Here is a 16,665-nt window from a genome sequence, read left to right as displayed (position 1 = left end):
AAATCAACGTTTTTTTATCGAAAGAAATATTTAAATACTTTATAAATTATCGAGTGGAATAAAGTTATTAATAGATATAATTATATTTGGCAGCTGCTGATTTACTTAATATTCTTGTGCCATAAGCTAGAGGACGATTGTAATTATATTCGGATACTTTAATACTGCCATTTTTATAAACAGTTTCTACATAAGCAACATGCCCATATGTGCCTATAGTTGATTGCATTATTGCTCGTTTTGCCGGTACTCTACCTACACGATAACCACTATTTTTTGCTTTGTAATACCAATTTTTAGCGTTGCCCCAACTATTTGGCACAGGTTTACCCACGCTCGCTCTTTTATTAAATACATACCATGTACATTGATTTTTACTGTAATAATTAACTGCTGCATTAGCGGTTTGATTTTCATATGTCGTTTGGAAGGTTGTTATCCCAGTTACAAGTATCGTAGTGGCAATAAATATGGTCGTTAAAAATCTTTTAATATTCATACATTACTCCAGACATTTTTAAAATTATATATTTATCATAAGTAGCTAAAGTGAAAAATACAATGAACTCAATCATTATTACAAGCAAATTTAACGTATTTGAAATATATGCCATACAATTGTAATTTAACTCAACAAATACTTAAAGTGAAAGTGTATCGGTTATTTTTGAATTATAGTAAATATTATTTATTGATTATAAAAATTAAAATTAAATAGAAATTTAAATGATAAAGGAAGTATTGAAAGTATTTCTCAACTTGAGTATGATTTAACTAACAAAGGAGGTGGCTATTATTTTTAGTAGAAACGCTAAAGACAATAGTAGTAAGAACAAAGTCAAAAGGCCGTTAGGTTTTGTTTCGGCAATTGTTACGTTAGTGACGATGATTACAGCAATGCTTTTTACAGTTGCAGTCCTTGAAAAGGAACCACATATTCCTTTATTAATTGGAACAGCTGTAGCGATACTAATTACAATGTTACACGGTTACGAATTTAATGAAGTTGAAGAAATGATGTATAAGGGGATTCGTCATGCTTTACCAGCAATCGTAATCATCATACTTGTAGGATTAGTAATTGGATCATGGATAGGCAGCGGTGTAGTAGCCACGATGATTTACTATGGGTTACAACTGATAGACCCAAGATATTTTTTAGCAGTTGTTATTATCTTATGTGGCATTGTAGCTTTAGCTATAGGTAGTAGTTGGTCTACGATGGCGACTGTGGGGGTTGCATCGATGGGTATTGGCATTAGTATGGGTATTTCACCTGGTATGGTTGCTGGTGCAGTAATTTGTGGATCTTATTTTGGTGACAAGATGAGTCCTCTATCAGACACTACGAACTTAGCTTCTGGATTAACTGGTGTTAACTTGTTTGAACATATAAAGCATATGTTTTATACGACGATTCCAGCATTAGTTATTTCATTAATTGCTTTTTTCTTTATAGGACAACGCTTTGGTGGAAGGAATTTTGACGCAAATAATATTAAAGACATCCTTGCTACGATGCAAGATAATTTTTTAATCACACCATGGTTATTACTTATACCAATCATTGTAATCGCACTCGTTGTAGTAAAAGTTCCTGCAATACCAGCAATTTGCGTAGGTATTATATTAGGATTCTTTGCCCAGATATTTTTGCAAGATGGTTCTATTACAGAAGCACTTACAGCACTACAAACGGGTTATACAATTGATTCAGGTAACAAACTTGTAGATGAATTGTTCAATCGAGGTGGATTAGAATCAATGTTCTACACAATATCACTGACACTTGTAGCAATGACTTTTGGGGGCGTCCTCGAATATTCTGGTATGCTCACAGCATTAATTGCAGTTATTTTGAAAGTGGCCAAATCTACAGGATCATTGATTGCATCAGTAATTGTATCATGTATTGGGACTAATCTTACTTGTTCAGAGCAATATATATCAATTATTGTACCCTCACGTATGTACATAAATACATTTAAAGATAAAAAGCTTCATCCGAAAAATTTATCTAGAGCACTAGAAGATGGCGGAACATTAACGTCCATAAGTGTTACAAACCCCCAACTAATTTAAGTATAAAAAATAACGTCCTCAATGCTTATCGTGCTAGGGTTTTTGCGCGAATTGCCTTTTAGGAATGTATACTTGATTTCCTTGATTGTGCTATTTATTAGTTCTTCTTTATCTTCATTGCTTAAATACCCCCACGACTCTAACACAATGTTTTGCCATTCTTTCAGCGCCTCAATATCCACGTTACGCTCTTTTTTATTTGATTGTTGGTAGTAAGTATCAAGCAGCTTTTTAGTTTCGTCCATTTTCTTATTGAACTCATCATCAGAAATTAAATCGTTAGACCAAGCATCAAGAAACTTCTCACGTTGTCTGTTTACTTTATTAACGTCAATCACAGGCTCGTTGTCGTCAGCAGATGCTGCTAAGTATTTGTCGAAATCTAAATTATATAAGTATTCGATGAACGCCCGCTCAGCACGTTTCAAGCTAAAACTGACTTTTTGCTCATTTGGTATATGGTCGCTTTTACATTTATCACAGTAATACGTTTCGTATTTTTTAGTGCCTTGCGATTTGGTTTTCTTGTGGTGGACGCTCAACGTTAGATTTAAACCACAGTTAGGGCATTTCAGCTTACCTCTAAATATTGAAGTGTGTTTGTTATTACTAATTTTGGTACGTTCTTTTAGTCTATCCTCTATAATTTTGAAATCGTCCTCAGATATTAACGCCTCATGTGTGTCCTCGACAAATATATCACCGTAAAAGCTATGACCTCTAGCTTGAGGGTTTTTTAATGCACGCCTAACGAGCATAGGGTACCAGCTCAGCCCTTTAGGGTGTTTGTACTCACTAGCATTTAGTTCATCAGCTATATTGAGGGAGCTTGCACCCTCCTTGATACGCTTGACCATGTAACGCAGCACAGGTGCATACTCATTAGGATATAGTTTGCCGTCAGTTTTAGTGTAGTAGAATGGCACTTTTGAAACATGCACGCCACTTCTAGCTGCTGAGGTTTTACCCATTTCAGTACGTTCAGATATGGTGGAGCGCTCCCATTCAGCCATAGCACCGACTAGCGTGACGAATAGGCGACCCATTGCGCTCGTTGTATCATAAACCTCGGTTGCACTTCTAAATGCCACATTGTTTTTCTCGAAAGTGTCTAATAGGTCTAAAAGGTTACGCACATTACGTGTTAAACGGTCTAGTTTGTAGACTAGCACCAAATCAAACTCGTTTATTCTATGCAGCAGGTCTTGCAGGGCAGGACGATTTATCGTGCCACCTGATACGCCTGCATCAACAAACATCTCATATTTAGGCCAGTCATTAATGTCACAAAATGAAATGAGTTTATTTTTCTGTTCTTCTATAGAGTAGCCCTCATTGGCTTGTTCCATAGTCGAGACACGTGTATATATTGCAACTTTTTTCATGTTGTACTGCTCCTTTTATAAAATTTATCCTTTAAATCCTTTTTCATATTTGCTAAAGTTAGACCCAACGCTTAAAAATTACAGAAAAGAGGGACTGTTATGAAAAAGGGATTATTTGGTTGTTTAGGTTGTTTAGGTGTTGTAGTCGTAATTGTTATCATTATTGCGATTATTTCCGCTGTCATGGGAGGCGGCGAGTCAGGTGGCGAGTCAGGTGGCGAGTCAGACTCAAGCAAAGACGAAAAGCAAGAGTTTGCAATCGGCGAGAAAGTCAAAGTTGATGACCTAGAGTACACAGTTAACAGCATTGAAACAGCAGACACTGTAGGCGGTCAATACACATCAAGCACGGCTGACGGCAAGTACATTGTCGCTGATGTAACTGTTAAGAATAACGGTAATGAGTCAATCACAATCGACACTGAGCTATTCAAAATACTGAATGGAGATGCAACAAATGGAGCAGACGCTGCAGCATCAACAGAGGCCAATCCGAGCGATATAGGTTTCTTTTTAGAGCAGCTTAACCCAAGCAGCGAAAAAACAGGGAAAGTCGTATTTGATGTATCAGAAAAAACCGCTCAATCTGATAAATTGAAAATGCAAGTGTCATCAGGAATGTTCGGCACTAAAAAAGCTAACATCAAATTAAATTAATATGCTGAAAGCCTCACATGATGTGAGGCTTTTTTCTTTGTGCCTAAAAGCTGCAATCTCTTAAAAAGTTGATGTAACTGTCACTCTTTCGATGCTCAAAGCGAGTCAGGTAATTCTCAAGGCCTATATCAAGATGACGTTCTAATATACGCATACAAACCTCCACAGCACTAAAACTGATACTGAATTTATTGGCTATCTCATATGAGCTTTTCCCTTTATACTCATACCGTTTGTGCAAAGGAAACAATAAACAGCTTGCAAAAGTGTCAGCCTCAAATTCTTCTCGAGTGTATGTGCCAGTTCCTTTTTCACGGTCATATAATGACTTCCCAGCGTGATTAAGTTTGATGTGGCCATACTCATGAGCAAGCGTAAAACGCTGCCTGCTGACACTTTTAAGTGCGTTATAGACAATAAACGACTTTTTCCCTTTTTTAAAATGAAATGCCTCATCTGATTGGCCGATAACAGCGACCTCAGACCTTTTGACACCTGCAAGTTTCCCAAACTCACCAAACGTGAGCAGCGTGACGTTTTTATCATCTTTTATCATATCCTTTATAGGTACAGGGAACTTTCCCTCTATATAGAATGAGTTCGCTTTTTCTATCGCACGTATAAATGCTTGATTTTCTTCATAATCCACCCAAAAACTCCCTTACTACTTGTCGTCTTTTGTTATTTCGTCCCAGTTATCAAAGAAAGCCTCAAAAACCTTAATAGCTTTCTTCCTGTCCTCCTCACTCATATTCTGAGCAGCACGTTGCATGATACGGATATCCTCATCAAGCTCGATTTCTTTTTCGTCTATTTCTTCATATAGAAGTGAGTCAGTGGAAACCTCAAAGTAGTCCGCAACTTTCTTCAATCTATCCGCAGTCGGAAACTTCCCACCCTGCCATTTTCTTATTTGACCATTTGAAATATCTAACTTTCTTTCTAATTCAGCGACAGTGATGTTTCTATTTTTACATAAGGTTTTGATTTTTTCGTATAAATTCATAATTTTTTTTATCTCCTTTTAAGCCGCACCACTGTCAACTTTAAATACATCGAATAACTAATATTAGCCAATTAACATAATTTTATGGTTGCAAATAGCCATTTGATATATTATAGTTAGACACGTGCTAGTGATTAGCTTACAAAAACAACTTAAACAAAACGCAGTTCGCCAAAACATTAATTTTGTTGATTTGATTGTTTGAGTAAGCTCAAGTAGCGCAGTAGCAATAATAAGTTTTGAAAAATCATGACTAAGCCAACGGGATAAGTCTGTCTTATTAGCTAATTACTACATTTTTAATATTAGCATATTAGCTAACGCTCGTAAAGTGCTTTCATGATAAAAAATAGCCAAATAACTAAAAGGGGGTCGAAAAATGGAAGATTTCGGGGCGCTAGTCCGCAGCGAATTGGAAAAAAGAGAAATCTCACAAAGAACGATGGCCAAAGATTTAAACATATCAGCCCCGTACTTGAGTGATATTCTCAACAATCACAGAGACGCGCCAACACAGAAACAAAGAATTTTTAACTATTTGAACAGTAAACCGATTAAAAGCAAATAAGGAGGTGCAAACAATGACACAACCGTCACAAGCTACAGTGCAATACTGGTTTGATTTTATGTGGGAACGTGGAGCAATACAGAAAACACTAGAAAATGGAAAAGGAGCGAAAGTATGAGAGCTTTAGCAAAACTGGGCGTTTTCAGTTTTTGGATAGCGTCAACCGTATTATTTTCAATGATGTCAGACATTTTCGTCGGCATTGTGCTGGGCGTGTGGGCAACATTCGTAATGGCGTTTGCAGCAGAGAAATGGAGCGTAAAAAAGGCCTAACTCATAGCAGTGAGTAAGACCTAAGTAATTTGAAATAAAGATATACGTACATTGTAAAACAAAAAAGGAGGATATTCAAGATGACATTAGAGGCAATTATGACAGAAATCAGAGACGAGCTAAAACGTTCAAATGATTTAAAAGAGAAACAGCTACAAGATTTCACAGACATTTCAAACGAGCCAGCAGGCTGGACGCAGTTGCCAACTGAGGAAGAAAAGCAACAGCCTAAAGAGGCACCAGCTAAAGAGGCACCAGCTAAAGAGGAGCCAATAGCAGACGAGTCAGAAATGAAGAAAGCAGTTGCTAAAATAATCAAAGGCACGGACACCGAGAAAAAGACAAAACTCAAAGCGAAGATAAATGAAATCGGAGCGAAAAAAGTATCGGACATTCAGCCTGAACAGCGTCAAAGCATTATTGATTATGTGGCAGAGTTAGACAATGCCTAGCCTTGACCATTCAAACCGAGCGCATGCCAAACTCAGCGCAAGTGGCGCAAACCAATGGCTGAATTGTCCGCCAAGCATTAAAGCGAGTGAGGGCATCGGTGACTCGTCGAGTGAGTTCGCAAGAGAGGGAACATTCGCTCATGAACTTTCAGAGCTATATTTCAGTAACTTGTATGAGGGCTTGAGTGATGAAGATTTTAAGCAGCAGCTCGAGCATAGAAAAGATAATGAATATTATTCCGAAGAATTACGCGAGTATGTTGAGCAGTACGTCGATATTGTTGAAGAAAAAATCAACGAGGCGAAAGCTCAAGACGAGCCAATATTGTTTTTTGAACACAGACTCGACCTCACGAGATATGTGCCTGAGTCATTCGGTACGGGCGATGTGGTTGTGTATTACAACGGCACAGTAGAAATCATAGATTTGAAGTTTGGTAAAGGTGTCGAGGTTTCCGCCCTCAACAACCCTCAACTCAGATTATATGGACTAGGTGCCTATGAGCTACTCAAAGATTTTGAGGACGTTCACACAATCAAAATGACAATTGTGCAGCCGAGATTGAACAACATATCAAGTGAGACAGTAGATGCTGCAGACCTTGTAGATTGGGGTCTGAACACAGTTAAACCTCAAGCAATCAAGGCTTACAACGGCGAAGGCGAGTTTCATGCAGGCAGTCATTGCCGATTTTGCAAGATACGTCACACCTGCAGAGCAAGAGCAGAGGCTAACAACGTTAAAAGTGAGGACATGCAGTCCCCAGCAACCCTCACAGACAACGAACTAGCTGAGCTACTTCATAAGCTGCCTGAGATTAAACGTTGGGCGAGTGATGTTGAAGAATATTGCAAACAGCAGGCTTATGAAAACAGCAGAAATTTTGACGGTTGGAAAGTCGTCGAGGGCAAAGCTAATCGTAAATATGTTGATGACGAACAAGTTTACGAAAGGCTCAAGAAACATTACGACCCGAAAGACGTTTCAGAGACAAAAGTGTTAAGCATTTCAAAACTAGAGAAACAGCTAGGCAAAAAGAAAGTTTCTGAGTTGCTGAGTGATTTAGTCACTAAGCCACAAGGCAAACCCGCACTCGTGACAGAAGATGACAAACGCCAACCTATTGTAGACAGTGCAGAACAAGACTTTGACGAGTTTATTAATAAATAAAAGGCCACGGCCATTAATACTATATTATGCAACATCAAACCAAACTATATTATGTAACAAATCTTAATACTATATTATAAATCAAATTTAAAGGAGCAATTCAAAATGGCAGAACAAAAACAAACAAAAGTAATGGTTAAAAAAGCAAGAGCGAGCTATGCACACATTTTCGAGCCGCAAGCAATCAATGAGGGCGACGAGCCTAAGTATAATATCAGCTTAATTATCTCTAAAGATGATACAGAAACAATCGACAAAATTAATAAAGCAGTAGAGAACGCGAAAGAAAACGGCAAGGAAAAATTCGGTGGAAAAATTCCTAAGAGTCTTAAAACACCATTAAGAGACGGCGACGTGGAACGTGAGGACGATGAGGCGTATCAAAATGCTTATTTCTTAAACGCTAACACGAAACGCAAGCCTCAAGTGCTAGACATGGACGGCAGACGCACAGACGACTCTGAGGACGTATATAGCGGTTGCTATATCCACGCAACAGTTAACTTTTATCCGTTCGCAGTATCAGGCAACAAAGGCATTGCATGTGGCTTAGGTAACATTATGAAAGCTGCAGACGGTGAGCCATTAGGTGGCGGCGGAGCTAAAGCTGAGGACGATTTCGCTGAGTTCCTAACTGACTCTGAATTTGATGAGTTCCTAGATTAATGAACACAGGAGGCCTTGAGCCTCCTATACATATTAATAAAGGAGGAGCTACATGACAACATTAAGCATAGACGTAGAAACATATAGCAGCTTTGATTTAAGGAAAACAGGCGCACATAGATATGTAGAGGCACCTGATTTTGAAATATTAATCATTGCTTACTCAATAGACAACGGCGCAGTGAAGTCAATTGACCTATATGACCGTGATGAAGAATTATACAAAGAATTTAGAGGCTTACTGTTCGACCCTGAGGTCACAAAATACGCCTTTAACGCAGCATTTGAACGTACAGCACTAGCAAAACACTTTAAGGCTACAATGCCACCTAGTGAATGGGTTTGCAGCATGGTCAACTCGACAAGAGTCGGATTGCCAGCATCACTTGAAATGTGTGCCGAAGTATTAGGCATAGACATGCAAAAAGATGCTAAAGGTAAGAACTTGATTAAATATTTCTCAATGCCATGTAAGCCGACAAAAGTGAACGGCGGACGTACTCGAAATTATCCTGAACACGACACAGAGAAATGGCAGCAGTTCATTGATTATTGTGAGCAAGACGTAAGGGTCGAAATGGCCATAGCAAATGAAATCAGCAGTATTGAATATCCTGACTCAGAGCAGCAGTTATGGACGATAGACCAACAAATAAATGATAGAGGCGTTCATATAGATGAGGCTTTAATGCTGGGGGCTTACAAACTAGATGAAATCAGCAAATCAGATTTAATGAAACAGGCCAAACAATTGACAGGACTCGACAACCCGAACAGCACGCAGCAATTGCTTGCATGGTTTGAGGAGCAAGGCCTCGAAATTGATAATTTACGAAAAGCAACAGTGGACGAGTACCTGCAGACAGCCACAGGCAAAGCACGCAAGATGCTTGAGTTACGTCAGCAGATGAGTAAGACCAGCGTTAAGAAATACGACAAGATGTACAACATGGCCTGCAATGATAACCGAATAAGAGGCATGTTCCAATTTTACGGAGCAGGCACAGGCCGTTGGGCAGGCAGGGGCGTACAAATGCAAAACCTCACTAAGCACAGCATGACAGATGAAGAACTAGACATCGCACGTGAGGCTATCAAGCAGCAAGATTTCGATTGGCTGGACTTAATGCTCGATTACGAGTATCAGGACATATTAAGCCAACTTGTCAGAACGACATTCACAGCACAAGACGGCTACAAGTTAGCAGTCAGCGACTTCTCAGCCATTGAGGCTCGAGTGATTGCATGGTTTGCAGGTGAACAGTGGCGACTTGATGTATTTGATACTCACGGCAAGATATACGAGGCCTCAGCAGCTCAGATGTTCGATGTACCAATCGAGAGCATAGGCAAAGGCGACCCTTTAAGACAAAAAGGCAAAGTGGCCGAGCTAGCACTAGGCTATCAAGGAGGCGCAGGCGCACTTGAGTCAATGGGAGCCTTAAAAATGGGGCTTGAACAATCAGAGCTTAAGCCTTTAGTTGACGCTTGGCGTGCAGCCAATCCGAATATTAAAGCGTTTTGGTTTAATTGTCAGAAAGCAGCAATCAAAGCAGTCAATAAAGGCACAATGCAAAAGGCCAACGGCATTAAGTTTTACATTCAGAATGGTCACTTATTGGCAGAGCTGCCGAGTGGCAGAGCGTTAGTATACAGAGATGCACAACTCAACGAAAACAGTTGGGGCGCAACAATAGTAGAATTTCAAGGACTAAATGCCGTGCGGAAATGGGACACAATCAAGACATACGGCGGCAAGCTCGTCGAGAACATTGTACAAGCTACAGCCCGTGACGCGTTAGGCATATCAATGGAACGACTTGAGAAACAAGGTTACAAGATAGTCGCGCATGTGCATGATGAGCTTATTCTTGAAGTACCTGACGACGGACACGACCATTTGAAAGATATAGAGCATATTATGAGCCAACCGATTGATTGGGCTGAGGGTTTAAACCTAGACAGCGACGGCTTTGTCAGCCCGTTCTATATGAAAGATTAAAAAGGAGAGATTGAGAATGATAGATGTACAAGCAAAACTTATTGAGAATGCTTATATGAAAGCCAAGAAAGAGAAGTTAGTTATAGTTGACAACTCTTTATACTTTTTGGGAGATAATGAGAAATTTTTATTGGATAGCTTTCACACTAATGAAGTAGCAACTGTAGAAAAAAATGACAGTTACTTTTGTGGCTCCCGTGCTAATACTTTTGTAGTGATGTTTGGGTGGAACGAACAATTTGAGAATAAAGACATAGTCCTAATTCAATCTAATCATAAAGGAAATTTAAATTTCACAATGTTTGAATACTAAAAGGAGGCTAAAGCATGAGCGCACTAGATAACGTGAGCGAGTGGGGAACATATCAAGTTCCTGTTAAGTTCACGGTTGAATATGAAACGACAGTTACAGTAACAGCTAATAGCAGTGATGATATTTCCGAGAAAGTCGACGAGTATATCAACGAATATTACGACGACATAGCAAGCGAAGTCGTAGCCATGACAGGCAAATCAGAACTAAAAGAAACTAAGGAGGTTTACTAATATGCAACGCGTAATTTATGACCAAGACACAGAGCGACAATTGACAAAAGACCAAGCCGAGGCTATTTGGAATAAAGGCCTGACATTAGGGCAAGTTCAAAACAGAGTCGACACAGGTTGGGACTTCTTTGATGCCGTAGAGCTAGGTAAGAATTATGTATTAATGGACGGCGATGTTTGCCTAAGATACGACGACAACGTGAGAACGCTATACATTCCTTTATTTATGATTGATAAGTTAGGTATACGCCACGACGGCACACGCAAACTGACATATAACCTTAGTATGGGCAAGAGCTTGAAGAACGCAGTATCTAACATGTTCGGCGGCATATTCGACAGAAAACTTGCTGCAGAGCTTGCAGCAATCGACGACACTGAAATATTGAAAGATAGACAGTTAAAGAACATGAGGCTGCAAGCACGTAAGGCTGAGCGCCGTAGGGAAATTAAGGAAATGTACAGAATTGAGCGAGACAAAGAGCGTCGCCCTCACATGTACGACGGCACAAAGCAGCAACACAGTTTCGGGGAATACGCTCAGTACCTAGCAGACAGCTACACATTTAAATGCAAGGAGGCCACCAAATAGATGACACAGATACATTTGTTAGATATTGACGACATTATAGAGTTTGAATATCCGATTAACTCAGGACAGCCTATAAAGGCGCAAGTGACTGAGCTGCACCACGATGTTATGAGAGCGACAGTGTACGACGGCACAGAAACACATCACATTGATGACAAGTACGCTATCCGAATTATTGAAAAAGCTGAAAAGGCTAAAGAGAAACACTATCAGAGCAACACAGAGGACGGCATTGACCTTATAGACTTTTGGCATATGCAAATGACCGATGAAGAATTTCAGGGCGCTATGAAGTCGCAAATAAGCAAATACGCTATACGTTTAGGCCGTAAAGACGATAAGGCCAAAGAGCTTAATAAGATTATCGACTATGCAGAACGATACAGAAACTACTTGCAGGGGGCTGACTAAATGGCTAAAACAATCTACATTTTAGGCGACATGCTAAGTCACGGGCAGCAATTGCGCCGAGCTTATGAAAAATCAGCTTTCAGGGACTTAGGCTATAACGTGCATAACCCTCAAGACGACAAGAGCATCAATGACAAAACAAACGCTGACCAGCAAGGCCTAGCAGAGCGTATCGTGGCGAATGATACAGCAGGTATTGAGAGCGCAGACATCATTGTCGCTGACTACTTGACGCATGCACAAGGCAGCATTTGCGAGTTGGGGTATATCCAAAAACTGAAACGTGACAAACCTGAGCTTGAGGTTTATGTACATTGTACCGATGTTAGGCAAGGCACAGGCCACATTCCAACTGAGCAGGACAGAGCTGAGTTCTCAATCAATCAATATGTGTATGGCGTAATCTTAGAAATCACTGAGGGTGTAGGCATACAAGACTTTGAGGCTATCCGACAAGCACTAAAATGAACATCATTAAGCAAACCCTAGAGGCGCAGGGTGTAAAAGCGTCAATCATAAGGAGGACAAAAACAATGACAAATGACATGCAGACATTAGTAGAAAATATAGAGGATTGGTCAGCAGATAAAGGGTTGCACAACTCAGACCCTAATAAGCAAATGCTTAAAGTCGTAGAAGAAATCGGCGAGTTAAGTCAAGGATTGGTGAAAGATAACCGAGAGCAAGTTATAGATAGCATAGGCGATGCAGTCGTGACACTTGTCATCTTATCGCAGCAGCTAGGCCTAACGCTTGAGCAATGCACAACATATGCTTATAACGAGATTAAAGGCCGCAAGGGCGAAATGAGAGACGGCACATTTATCAAGGAGGCTGACCTGTAATGAGTGAGCTAATGGACGCAGTTTTTCACGGCATAACGATTGCTTTGCTGCTGCTGCATTTTGTAGATGCTAAGCACCAATCAGAAATCAATAAAATGCAAAGACGCAGCATAGACAAACTTCAAAGAACAATCAACGAACTTGAGGAGGTTAAGCAATGGAGAAAGTAATTACTTACCTTGTACACCTTATTGTTCTAATCGTTGTATTTGGCATTGGCTTGGTACTCACAGGCTTATTGATGTTAGGCATACAGAGCATATTTTCACTATTAATCTAGGAGGCTAAAGCACCCCCTCAAATTAAGCAAAAAATGAAATTGCCCAACCAATAACAGCACCTACAAGACCGAACGCAGCAATAGATAAGCCCCATGTGATACGGAAAAATAAAGTTTTACCTTTAGTAGTTAACTTAAATTTATCACTATAGAAGAGTTTCAGGCGCGGGGTACGGCTCCTTTTATCAATTATGCCTCCCCCAGTGGCTTCGGCCTCGAGCAGCTTATCTTCTTTTATCCAATCTAGGTGTTTGTAATCATCGGGTATTTTAACCTCACCTTTCCGATAGGCAGTAAACATTTTGAAATACAGCGACGGTGGTATGAAGTAATTCATTTAATCAACCTTTCATATATTAATAAACTAAGTATACCAGAAAAGTTTACCGCCACACATTTAATTTTCAGGAGGCTAAAACATGAACATAGATATTAAAAACGACACAGTGACAATGACAGGCGATGACTACAACCGATTAGTGAACGCATGGGAAGAAAACGACAGCATGATTAATGAAATGATTATTCTCAAGGCTAAAGTCAACAGGTTAGAGCGTGAGAATGAGGCTTTGAGACGTGTGCAGCCTATGACTGAATTGCAACTGACTAAAGATAGCAGCGTGCAAGGTGTGCCACTTACCAACGAGGCATATGAGAAAGCAATCAAGGAGGGCGAATAAAATGCTAAGAACAATACAAGAGTTAGAGGATAAAAACCAATTATCACGACACTACACAATGGAACTGAGAGACCCTGAGAGGCTGAAAGCCTTACAGATGAGATTAGGCCTCAGCACTGAGGACATGAGCCTAATAGAGCAAGTAATTAAAGATGACAGCGACATCGTACCTAATGAATGGGCAGACCATACAACGGTTGAAATAGATTAAGGAGGAGCATATCAATGCACGCATTAGACAACGTAACACCATTTGAGCAGCAAGCGCTTAAACACGACGGGAAAATCACTTACGCATTTGCAACAAGCAGAAAATCAACTTATTGGAAGAACAGCGAGAAAACATGGGGCGAATTTCTTAATAAGCTAGCCCACACGACACGTACAAAGGAAACAATTGACGAGTACAACCGCATGAAACGTGATGAGCAATCAGAAATCAAGGACGTCGGAGGCTTTGTCGGAGGTTTCCTTAAAGAGGGCAAACGCCGTAAAGGTTACGTGATGAACAGGTCAATGCTGACGTTAGACATTGACTTTGCTGACGAGAACATGCACGAGATTATAGAGTTATTCTTTGATAAGGCCTACGCCCTTTACTCAACACATAAGCATAGACCCTCAAACCCGCGTTTGCGTTTAGTCATTCCACTTAAACGCCACGTTGACGGTGACGAGTATGAGGCAGTAGCACGTAAGGTGGCCGAGTCAATCGGCATTGATTACTTTGACGATACGACATACGAGCCACACAGGCTTATGTATTGGCCAAGTACAAGTGATGACGCTGAGTATTACTTCACATATGCAGATGAGCAGTTCCTTGACCCTGACGAGATATTGGAAGAATACAAAGATTGGCGCGACCCGCTAGAGTGGCCATATTCCGAGCGTGAGAGTGCAAGTTATAACCGTTTAGCAGATAAGCAGGGCGACCCGCACGAGAAAGCAGGCATCGTCGGCGCGTTCTGTAGAGCGTACGACATTGAGGACGTAATCGAGCAATTCCTATCTGACGTATATGAGAAGTACGACGATAACCGTTTCACTTACGTTGGAGGCTCAACGGCAGGCGGTTTAGTCACTTATGAAAATGGCAAATTTGCCTATTCACATCACGGGACAGACCCTGCAGGCGGCGAGCTATGCAACAGTTTCGACCTATTGCGTATACACAAGTTCGGCCTGCAAGATGAGGACGCGCCCGAAGATACGCCAATCAACCGCCTACCCTCATACACAGCAATGCAGAAACTAGCACAGAACGACTCAGAGGTTAAAATCAATACAATGGTTGAGCGCTATGAGGACGCTGAGGACGAGTTCGCTGAGCTTATAGACAAAGACGCTAAGCGTGATAAGTACAAATGGGCGACAATGCTCGAAATGGATAAATCAGGTAATGTGTTAGCGACAACGCCTAATATAGGCTTGATATTGCGTAATGATGACCGATTAGTGGGCAAGATAGCCTATGATGAATTTAACAGCCGTCTGAGCGTACTAGGCTCTGTACCGTGGCACAAAGAGGACAAGGTGCGCTATTGGCGCGACTCAGATGATGCAGGGTTGAGAATGTACCTTGAACAGGAACATGGCATCTACCACCGCAGCAAGACCGATGATGCAGTGAGCGAAATTGCATTAGAGAAAACATTCCACCCCGTCCGTGAATACCTGAATGGGCTTGAATGGGACGGCGTAGAGCGTCTTGATACGTTATTCATTGATTATTTAGGCGCTGAGGACTCAGAGCTTAATAGAGCAGTGACGAGAAAAGCCTTTACGGCAGGGGTGGCACGTATTTATCAGCCTGCAATCAAGTTTGACTATATGACAACGCTATACGGCAAACAAGGGCATAACAAGTCTACAATCCTAAGCCTTATGGGCGGCGATTGGTTTAGTGACAGCTTGAGTGAAGTCACAGGCAAAGGCGCATTTGAGGCGCTGCAAGGTAAATGGCTCATAGAAATGGCCGAGCTTTCAGCTACTAAGAAAGCCGAAGTGGAGGCTATAAAACACTTTATCAGTAAGCAAACCGACTCATTCCGTGTGGCTTATGGTCGACATAATGAAGATTTTCCGCGCCAGTGTGTATTTTTTGGAACTACAAACAACCCTGATTTCTTACGTGATGACACAGGTGGCCGTCGTTTCTGGACGTTATCCGTTGACAAGCACAATGCAAGTAAGCCAATTGCAGAGCTGAAAGACCCTGCACTCGTTGCGCAGATGTGGGCAGAGGCTAAATATCGTTATGAGCAGGGCGAGCAGCTTTATTTACCTGCTGAGCTTGAGGAGCTTATGAACGACAGACAGGCCTCACACACTGAGGACGATTATCTCGAGGGTATCATTGAGGCTTACGTGAACACACCAATACCGCCTAAGTGGCGTGATTTAGACGTAGACACGAAACGTCAATTTATCCAATCAGGCGATGAGGGCGTACTACCAGCTAACCTGATACCTGACAACGATGAAGATTGGGAGCTGAGAGACAAGATAAGCCCAGTTGAGGTGTGGTGTGAGTGTCTAGGTAATGACCGCAGCAGATTTCCGAAAGCTGAGCAGCACAGAATAAAATCAGCCCTAAAAGGTATGAAAAATTGGGAGCCATATACGAAAGGTAGTAGAGGCAGATTGAAATTTGGAAATGGTTACGACTTACAAAAAGCATATGTTCGTGATGAGTAAAGTATCCAAAGTATCCACTTATTTATAAACTTTTTTCAAGGTTTTTGTATCCAAGTATCCGAGTATCCACTCACTAGCAACTTTTTGAAAATGCCTGTTAGGGCGTAAATAGTGTAAAATTACCAGTATCCGCGTATCCAAAAAGTGGATACGTGCCAATATTGGGCGTATCCATAGTATCCATACCAAACCACTCGGGGATACGGGGGTGGATACGGCTTGCCATTTACTGCCCGTAAGGCTAAACCCTATCGTATCCATAGTATCCAAAAAAAACCCCTCTGAGAGTTGAGAGTGTGTTAGGGAATAGAGAGTATATACTGTACTCCCTAACAAGCATTGTATAAAA

The 16,665-nt window shown here is 40.8% G+C and carries 24 protein-coding genes; 19 read left to right on the top strand and 5 right to left on the bottom strand.

Going from position 1 to position 16,665, the window contains the following annotated elements:
- Positions 1-67: 67 nt before the first annotated feature.
- The gene (locus ACF91D_RS02300; RefSeq protein WP_039069294.1) at positions 68-499 is read right to left on the bottom strand and encodes a CHAP domain-containing protein; all 432 of its coding nucleotides are present in this window, start codon (positions 497-499) and stop codon (positions 68-70) included.
- A 368-nt stretch (positions 500-867) separates the two neighbouring features.
- On the opposite strand from ACF91D_RS02300, the gene nhaC reads away from it, so the two are divergent.
- A complete protein-coding gene (gene nhaC / locus ACF91D_RS02295; protein WP_392436472.1) occupies positions 868-2,082 on the top strand; it encodes a Na+/H+ antiporter NhaC in 1,215 nt (404 codons plus the stop codon).
- Here the strand turns inward: nhaC and ACF91D_RS02290 are convergent.
- Positions 2,079-3,467: a recombinase family protein gene (locus tag ACF91D_RS02290; RefSeq protein ID WP_392436409.1), complete on the bottom strand. Its 1,389-nt coding sequence runs from the start codon at positions 3,465-3,467 to the stop codon at positions 2,079-2,081. The two genes, nhaC and ACF91D_RS02290, sit on opposite strands and share 4 nt — an antisense overlap.
- 99 nt (positions 3,468-3,566) lie before the next feature.
- On the opposite strand from ACF91D_RS02290, the gene ACF91D_RS02285 reads away from it, so the two are divergent.
- Positions 3,567-4,124 (top strand): DUF4352 domain-containing protein, encoded by a 558-nt coding sequence (locus ACF91D_RS02285; protein WP_392436408.1) that lies wholly within the window; start codon positions 3,567-3,569, stop codon positions 4,122-4,124.
- Positions 4,125-4,167: 43 nt separating this feature from the next.
- Here ACF91D_RS02285 and ACF91D_RS02280 read toward each other — a convergent pair whose 3' ends face one another.
- Both ACF91D_RS02280 and ACF91D_RS02275 read right to left on the bottom strand, forming a co-directional pair.
- The gene (locus ACF91D_RS02280) at positions 4,168-4,773 is read right to left on the bottom strand and encodes an ImmA/IrrE family metallo-endopeptidase (protein WP_392436407.1); all 606 of its coding nucleotides are present in this window, start codon (positions 4,771-4,773) and stop codon (positions 4,168-4,170) included.
- Between the two features lie 15 nt (positions 4,774-4,788).
- A complete protein-coding gene (locus ACF91D_RS02275) occupies positions 4,789-5,130 on the bottom strand; it encodes a helix-turn-helix domain-containing protein (protein ID WP_392436406.1) in 342 nt (113 codons plus the stop codon).
- 379 nt (positions 5,131-5,509) lie between these two features.
- Here ACF91D_RS02275 and ACF91D_RS02270 point away from each other — a divergent pair, with 379 nt between their 5' ends.
- The 14 genes from ACF91D_RS02270 to ACF91D_RS02205 all read left to right on the top strand — a co-directional run bounded on the left by ACF91D_RS02270 (position 5,510) and on the right by ACF91D_RS02205 (position 12,936).
- Positions 5,510-5,698, top strand: coding sequence for a helix-turn-helix domain-containing protein (locus ACF91D_RS02270; RefSeq protein WP_392436405.1), 189 nt, complete (start codon positions 5,510-5,512; stop codon positions 5,696-5,698).
- A gap of 114 nt (positions 5,699-5,812) precedes the next feature.
- Entirely contained in the window at positions 5,813-5,971 is a 159-nt protein-coding gene (locus ACF91D_RS02265) for a hypothetical protein (RefSeq protein ID WP_392436404.1), read from the top strand.
- An 80-nt stretch (positions 5,972-6,051) separates the two neighbouring features.
- Positions 6,052-6,423 carry a hypothetical protein gene (locus tag ACF91D_RS02260; protein WP_392436403.1) on the top strand — a complete coding sequence of 124 codons (372 nt, stop codon included), beginning with the start codon at positions 6,052-6,054 and terminating at the stop codon, positions 6,421-6,423.
- On the top strand, positions 6,416-7,594 hold the full coding sequence (locus tag ACF91D_RS02255) for a DUF2800 domain-containing protein (protein WP_392436402.1): 1,179 nt from the start codon (positions 6,416-6,418) through the stop codon (positions 7,592-7,594). The genes ACF91D_RS02260 and ACF91D_RS02255 overlap by 8 nt, the downstream gene beginning before the upstream one ends.
- Before the next feature lie 105 nt (positions 7,595-7,699).
- Positions 7,700-8,260 carry a DUF2815 family protein gene (locus tag ACF91D_RS02250; RefSeq protein WP_392436401.1) on the top strand — a complete coding sequence of 187 codons (561 nt, stop codon included), beginning with the start codon at positions 7,700-7,702 and terminating at the stop codon, positions 8,258-8,260.
- A gap of 52 nt (positions 8,261-8,312) precedes the next feature.
- Positions 8,313-10,262 carry a DNA polymerase gene (locus ACF91D_RS02245; protein ID WP_392436400.1) on the top strand — a complete coding sequence of 650 codons (1,950 nt, stop codon included), beginning with the start codon at positions 8,313-8,315 and terminating at the stop codon, positions 10,260-10,262.
- 16 nt (positions 10,263-10,278) lie between these two features.
- Positions 10,279-10,575: a hypothetical protein gene (locus ACF91D_RS02240; protein WP_392436399.1), complete on the top strand. Its 297-nt coding sequence runs from the start codon at positions 10,279-10,281 to the stop codon at positions 10,573-10,575.
- A 14-nt stretch (positions 10,576-10,589) separates the two neighbouring features.
- Positions 10,590-10,808 (top strand): hypothetical protein, encoded by a 219-nt coding sequence (locus ACF91D_RS02235; RefSeq protein WP_392436398.1) that lies wholly within the window; start codon positions 10,590-10,592, stop codon positions 10,806-10,808.
- Between the two features lies 1 nt (position 10,809).
- A complete protein-coding gene (locus tag ACF91D_RS02230; RefSeq protein WP_392436397.1) occupies positions 10,810-11,400 on the top strand; it encodes a hypothetical protein in 591 nt (196 codons plus the stop codon).
- Entirely contained in the window at positions 11,401-11,811 is a 411-nt protein-coding gene (locus ACF91D_RS02225) for a DUF3310 domain-containing protein (RefSeq protein ID WP_392436396.1), read from the top strand. It begins immediately after the preceding gene.
- On the top strand, positions 11,812-12,279 hold the full coding sequence (locus ACF91D_RS02220; RefSeq protein WP_392436395.1) for a nucleoside 2-deoxyribosyltransferase: 468 nt from the start codon (positions 11,812-11,814) through the stop codon (positions 12,277-12,279).
- Positions 12,280-12,344: 65 nt separating this feature from the next.
- A complete protein-coding gene (locus ACF91D_RS02215; RefSeq protein WP_392436394.1) occupies positions 12,345-12,656 on the top strand; it encodes a MazG-like family protein in 312 nt (103 codons plus the stop codon).
- Complete coding sequence (locus ACF91D_RS02210; RefSeq protein WP_392436393.1) at positions 12,656-12,826, top strand: hypothetical protein; 171 nt, start codon at positions 12,656-12,658, stop codon at positions 12,824-12,826. The genes ACF91D_RS02215 and ACF91D_RS02210 overlap by 1 nt, the downstream gene beginning before the upstream one ends.
- Positions 12,814-12,936 carry a hypothetical protein gene (locus ACF91D_RS02205; RefSeq protein WP_392436392.1) on the top strand — a complete coding sequence of 41 codons (123 nt, stop codon included), beginning with the start codon at positions 12,814-12,816 and terminating at the stop codon, positions 12,934-12,936. The genes ACF91D_RS02210 and ACF91D_RS02205 overlap by 13 nt, the downstream gene beginning before the upstream one ends.
- 22 nt (positions 12,937-12,958) lie before the next feature.
- Here the strand turns inward: ACF91D_RS02205 and ACF91D_RS02200 are convergent, their stop codons facing one another.
- Positions 12,959-13,273: a hypothetical protein gene (locus ACF91D_RS02200; protein ID WP_392436391.1), complete on the bottom strand. Its 315-nt coding sequence runs from the start codon at positions 13,271-13,273 to the stop codon at positions 12,959-12,961.
- 82 nt (positions 13,274-13,355) lie between these two features.
- On the opposite strand from ACF91D_RS02200, the gene ACF91D_RS02195 reads away from it, so the two are divergent.
- Genes ACF91D_RS02195 through ACF91D_RS02185 form a run of 3 tightly spaced genes read left to right on the top strand, consistent with a single transcriptional unit; the run spans position 13,356 to position 16,316 of the window.
- A complete protein-coding gene (locus tag ACF91D_RS02195; RefSeq protein WP_392436390.1) occupies positions 13,356-13,616 on the top strand; it encodes a hypothetical protein in 261 nt (86 codons plus the stop codon).
- A gap of 1 nt (position 13,617) precedes the next feature.
- A complete protein-coding gene (locus tag ACF91D_RS02190; RefSeq protein ID WP_392436389.1) occupies positions 13,618-13,827 on the top strand; it encodes a hypothetical protein in 210 nt (69 codons plus the stop codon).
- Positions 13,828-13,841: 14 nt separating this feature from the next.
- On the top strand, positions 13,842-16,316 hold the full coding sequence (locus ACF91D_RS02185; protein ID WP_392436388.1) for a virulence-associated E family protein: 2,475 nt from the start codon (positions 13,842-13,844) through the stop codon (positions 16,314-16,316).
- Positions 16,317-16,665 lie beyond the last annotated feature (349 nt).

It is taken from the genome of Staphylococcus sp. 231237_7MaSpsaltlick (genome assembly GCF_043107035.1).
Note: the sequence above shows the minus strand (reverse complement) of the source record. Positions and strands in the feature narration are given on the sequence as shown.

Bases quoted from the DNA above. Each gene is read 5' to 3' on its own strand.
- ACF91D_RS02275 (WP_392436406.1), bottom strand. From the start codon at position 5,130: ATGAATTTATACGAAAAAATCAAAACCTTATGTAAAAATAGAAACATC.
- ACF91D_RS02225 (WP_392436396.1), top strand. From the start codon at position 11,401: ATGACACAGATACATTTGTTAGATATTGACGACATTATAGAGTTTGAA.
- ACF91D_RS02210 (WP_392436393.1), top strand. From the start codon at position 12,656: ATGAGTGAGCTAATGGACGCAGTTTTTCACGGCATAACGATTGCTTTG.
- ACF91D_RS02215 (WP_392436394.1), top strand. From the start codon at position 12,345: ATGACAAATGACATGCAGACATTAGTAGAAAATATAGAGGATTGGTCA.
- ACF91D_RS02270 (WP_392436405.1), top strand. From the start codon at position 5,510: ATGGAAGATTTCGGGGCGCTAGTCCGCAGCGAATTGGAAAAAAGAGAA.
- ACF91D_RS02235 (WP_392436398.1), top strand. From the start codon at position 10,590: ATGAGCGCACTAGATAACGTGAGCGAGTGGGGAACATATCAAGTTCCT.
- ACF91D_RS02285 (WP_392436408.1), top strand. From the start codon at position 3,567: ATGAAAAAGGGATTATTTGGTTGTTTAGGTTGTTTAGGTGTTGTAGTC.
- ACF91D_RS02190 (WP_392436389.1), top strand. From the start codon at position 13,618: ATGCTAAGAACAATACAAGAGTTAGAGGATAAAAACCAATTATCACGA.
- ACF91D_RS02250 (WP_392436401.1), top strand. From the start codon at position 7,700: ATGGCAGAACAAAAACAAACAAAAGTAATGGTTAAAAAAGCAAGAGCG.
- ACF91D_RS02200 (WP_392436391.1), bottom strand. From the start codon at position 13,273: ATGAATTACTTCATACCACCGTCGCTGTATTTCAAAATGTTTACTGCC.
- ACF91D_RS02260 (WP_392436403.1), top strand. From the start codon at position 6,052: ATGACATTAGAGGCAATTATGACAGAAATCAGAGACGAGCTAAAACGT.
- ACF91D_RS02185 (WP_392436388.1), top strand. From the start codon at position 13,842: ATGCACGCATTAGACAACGTAACACCATTTGAGCAGCAAGCGCTTAAA.
- ACF91D_RS02220 (WP_392436395.1), top strand. From the start codon at position 11,812: ATGGCTAAAACAATCTACATTTTAGGCGACATGCTAAGTCACGGGCAG.
- ACF91D_RS02300 (WP_039069294.1), bottom strand. From the start codon at position 499: ATGAATATTAAAAGATTTTTAACGACCATATTTATTGCCACTACGATA.
- ACF91D_RS02265 (WP_392436404.1), top strand. From the start codon at position 5,813: ATGAGAGCTTTAGCAAAACTGGGCGTTTTCAGTTTTTGGATAGCGTCA.
- ACF91D_RS02245 (WP_392436400.1), top strand. From the start codon at position 8,313: ATGACAACATTAAGCATAGACGTAGAAACATATAGCAGCTTTGATTTA.
- ACF91D_RS02205 (WP_392436392.1), top strand. From the start codon at position 12,814: ATGGAGAAAGTAATTACTTACCTTGTACACCTTATTGTTCTAATCGTT.
- ACF91D_RS02195 (WP_392436390.1), top strand. From the start codon at position 13,356: ATGAACATAGATATTAAAAACGACACAGTGACAATGACAGGCGATGAC.
- ACF91D_RS02230 (WP_392436397.1), top strand. From the start codon at position 10,810: ATGCAACGCGTAATTTATGACCAAGACACAGAGCGACAATTGACAAAA.
- ACF91D_RS02255 (WP_392436402.1), top strand. From the start codon at position 6,416: ATGCCTAGCCTTGACCATTCAAACCGAGCGCATGCCAAACTCAGCGCA.
- ACF91D_RS02240 (WP_392436399.1), top strand. From the start codon at position 10,279: ATGATAGATGTACAAGCAAAACTTATTGAGAATGCTTATATGAAAGCC.
- ACF91D_RS02290 (WP_392436409.1), bottom strand. From the start codon at position 3,467: ATGAAAAAAGTTGCAATATATACACGTGTCTCGACTATGGAACAAGCC.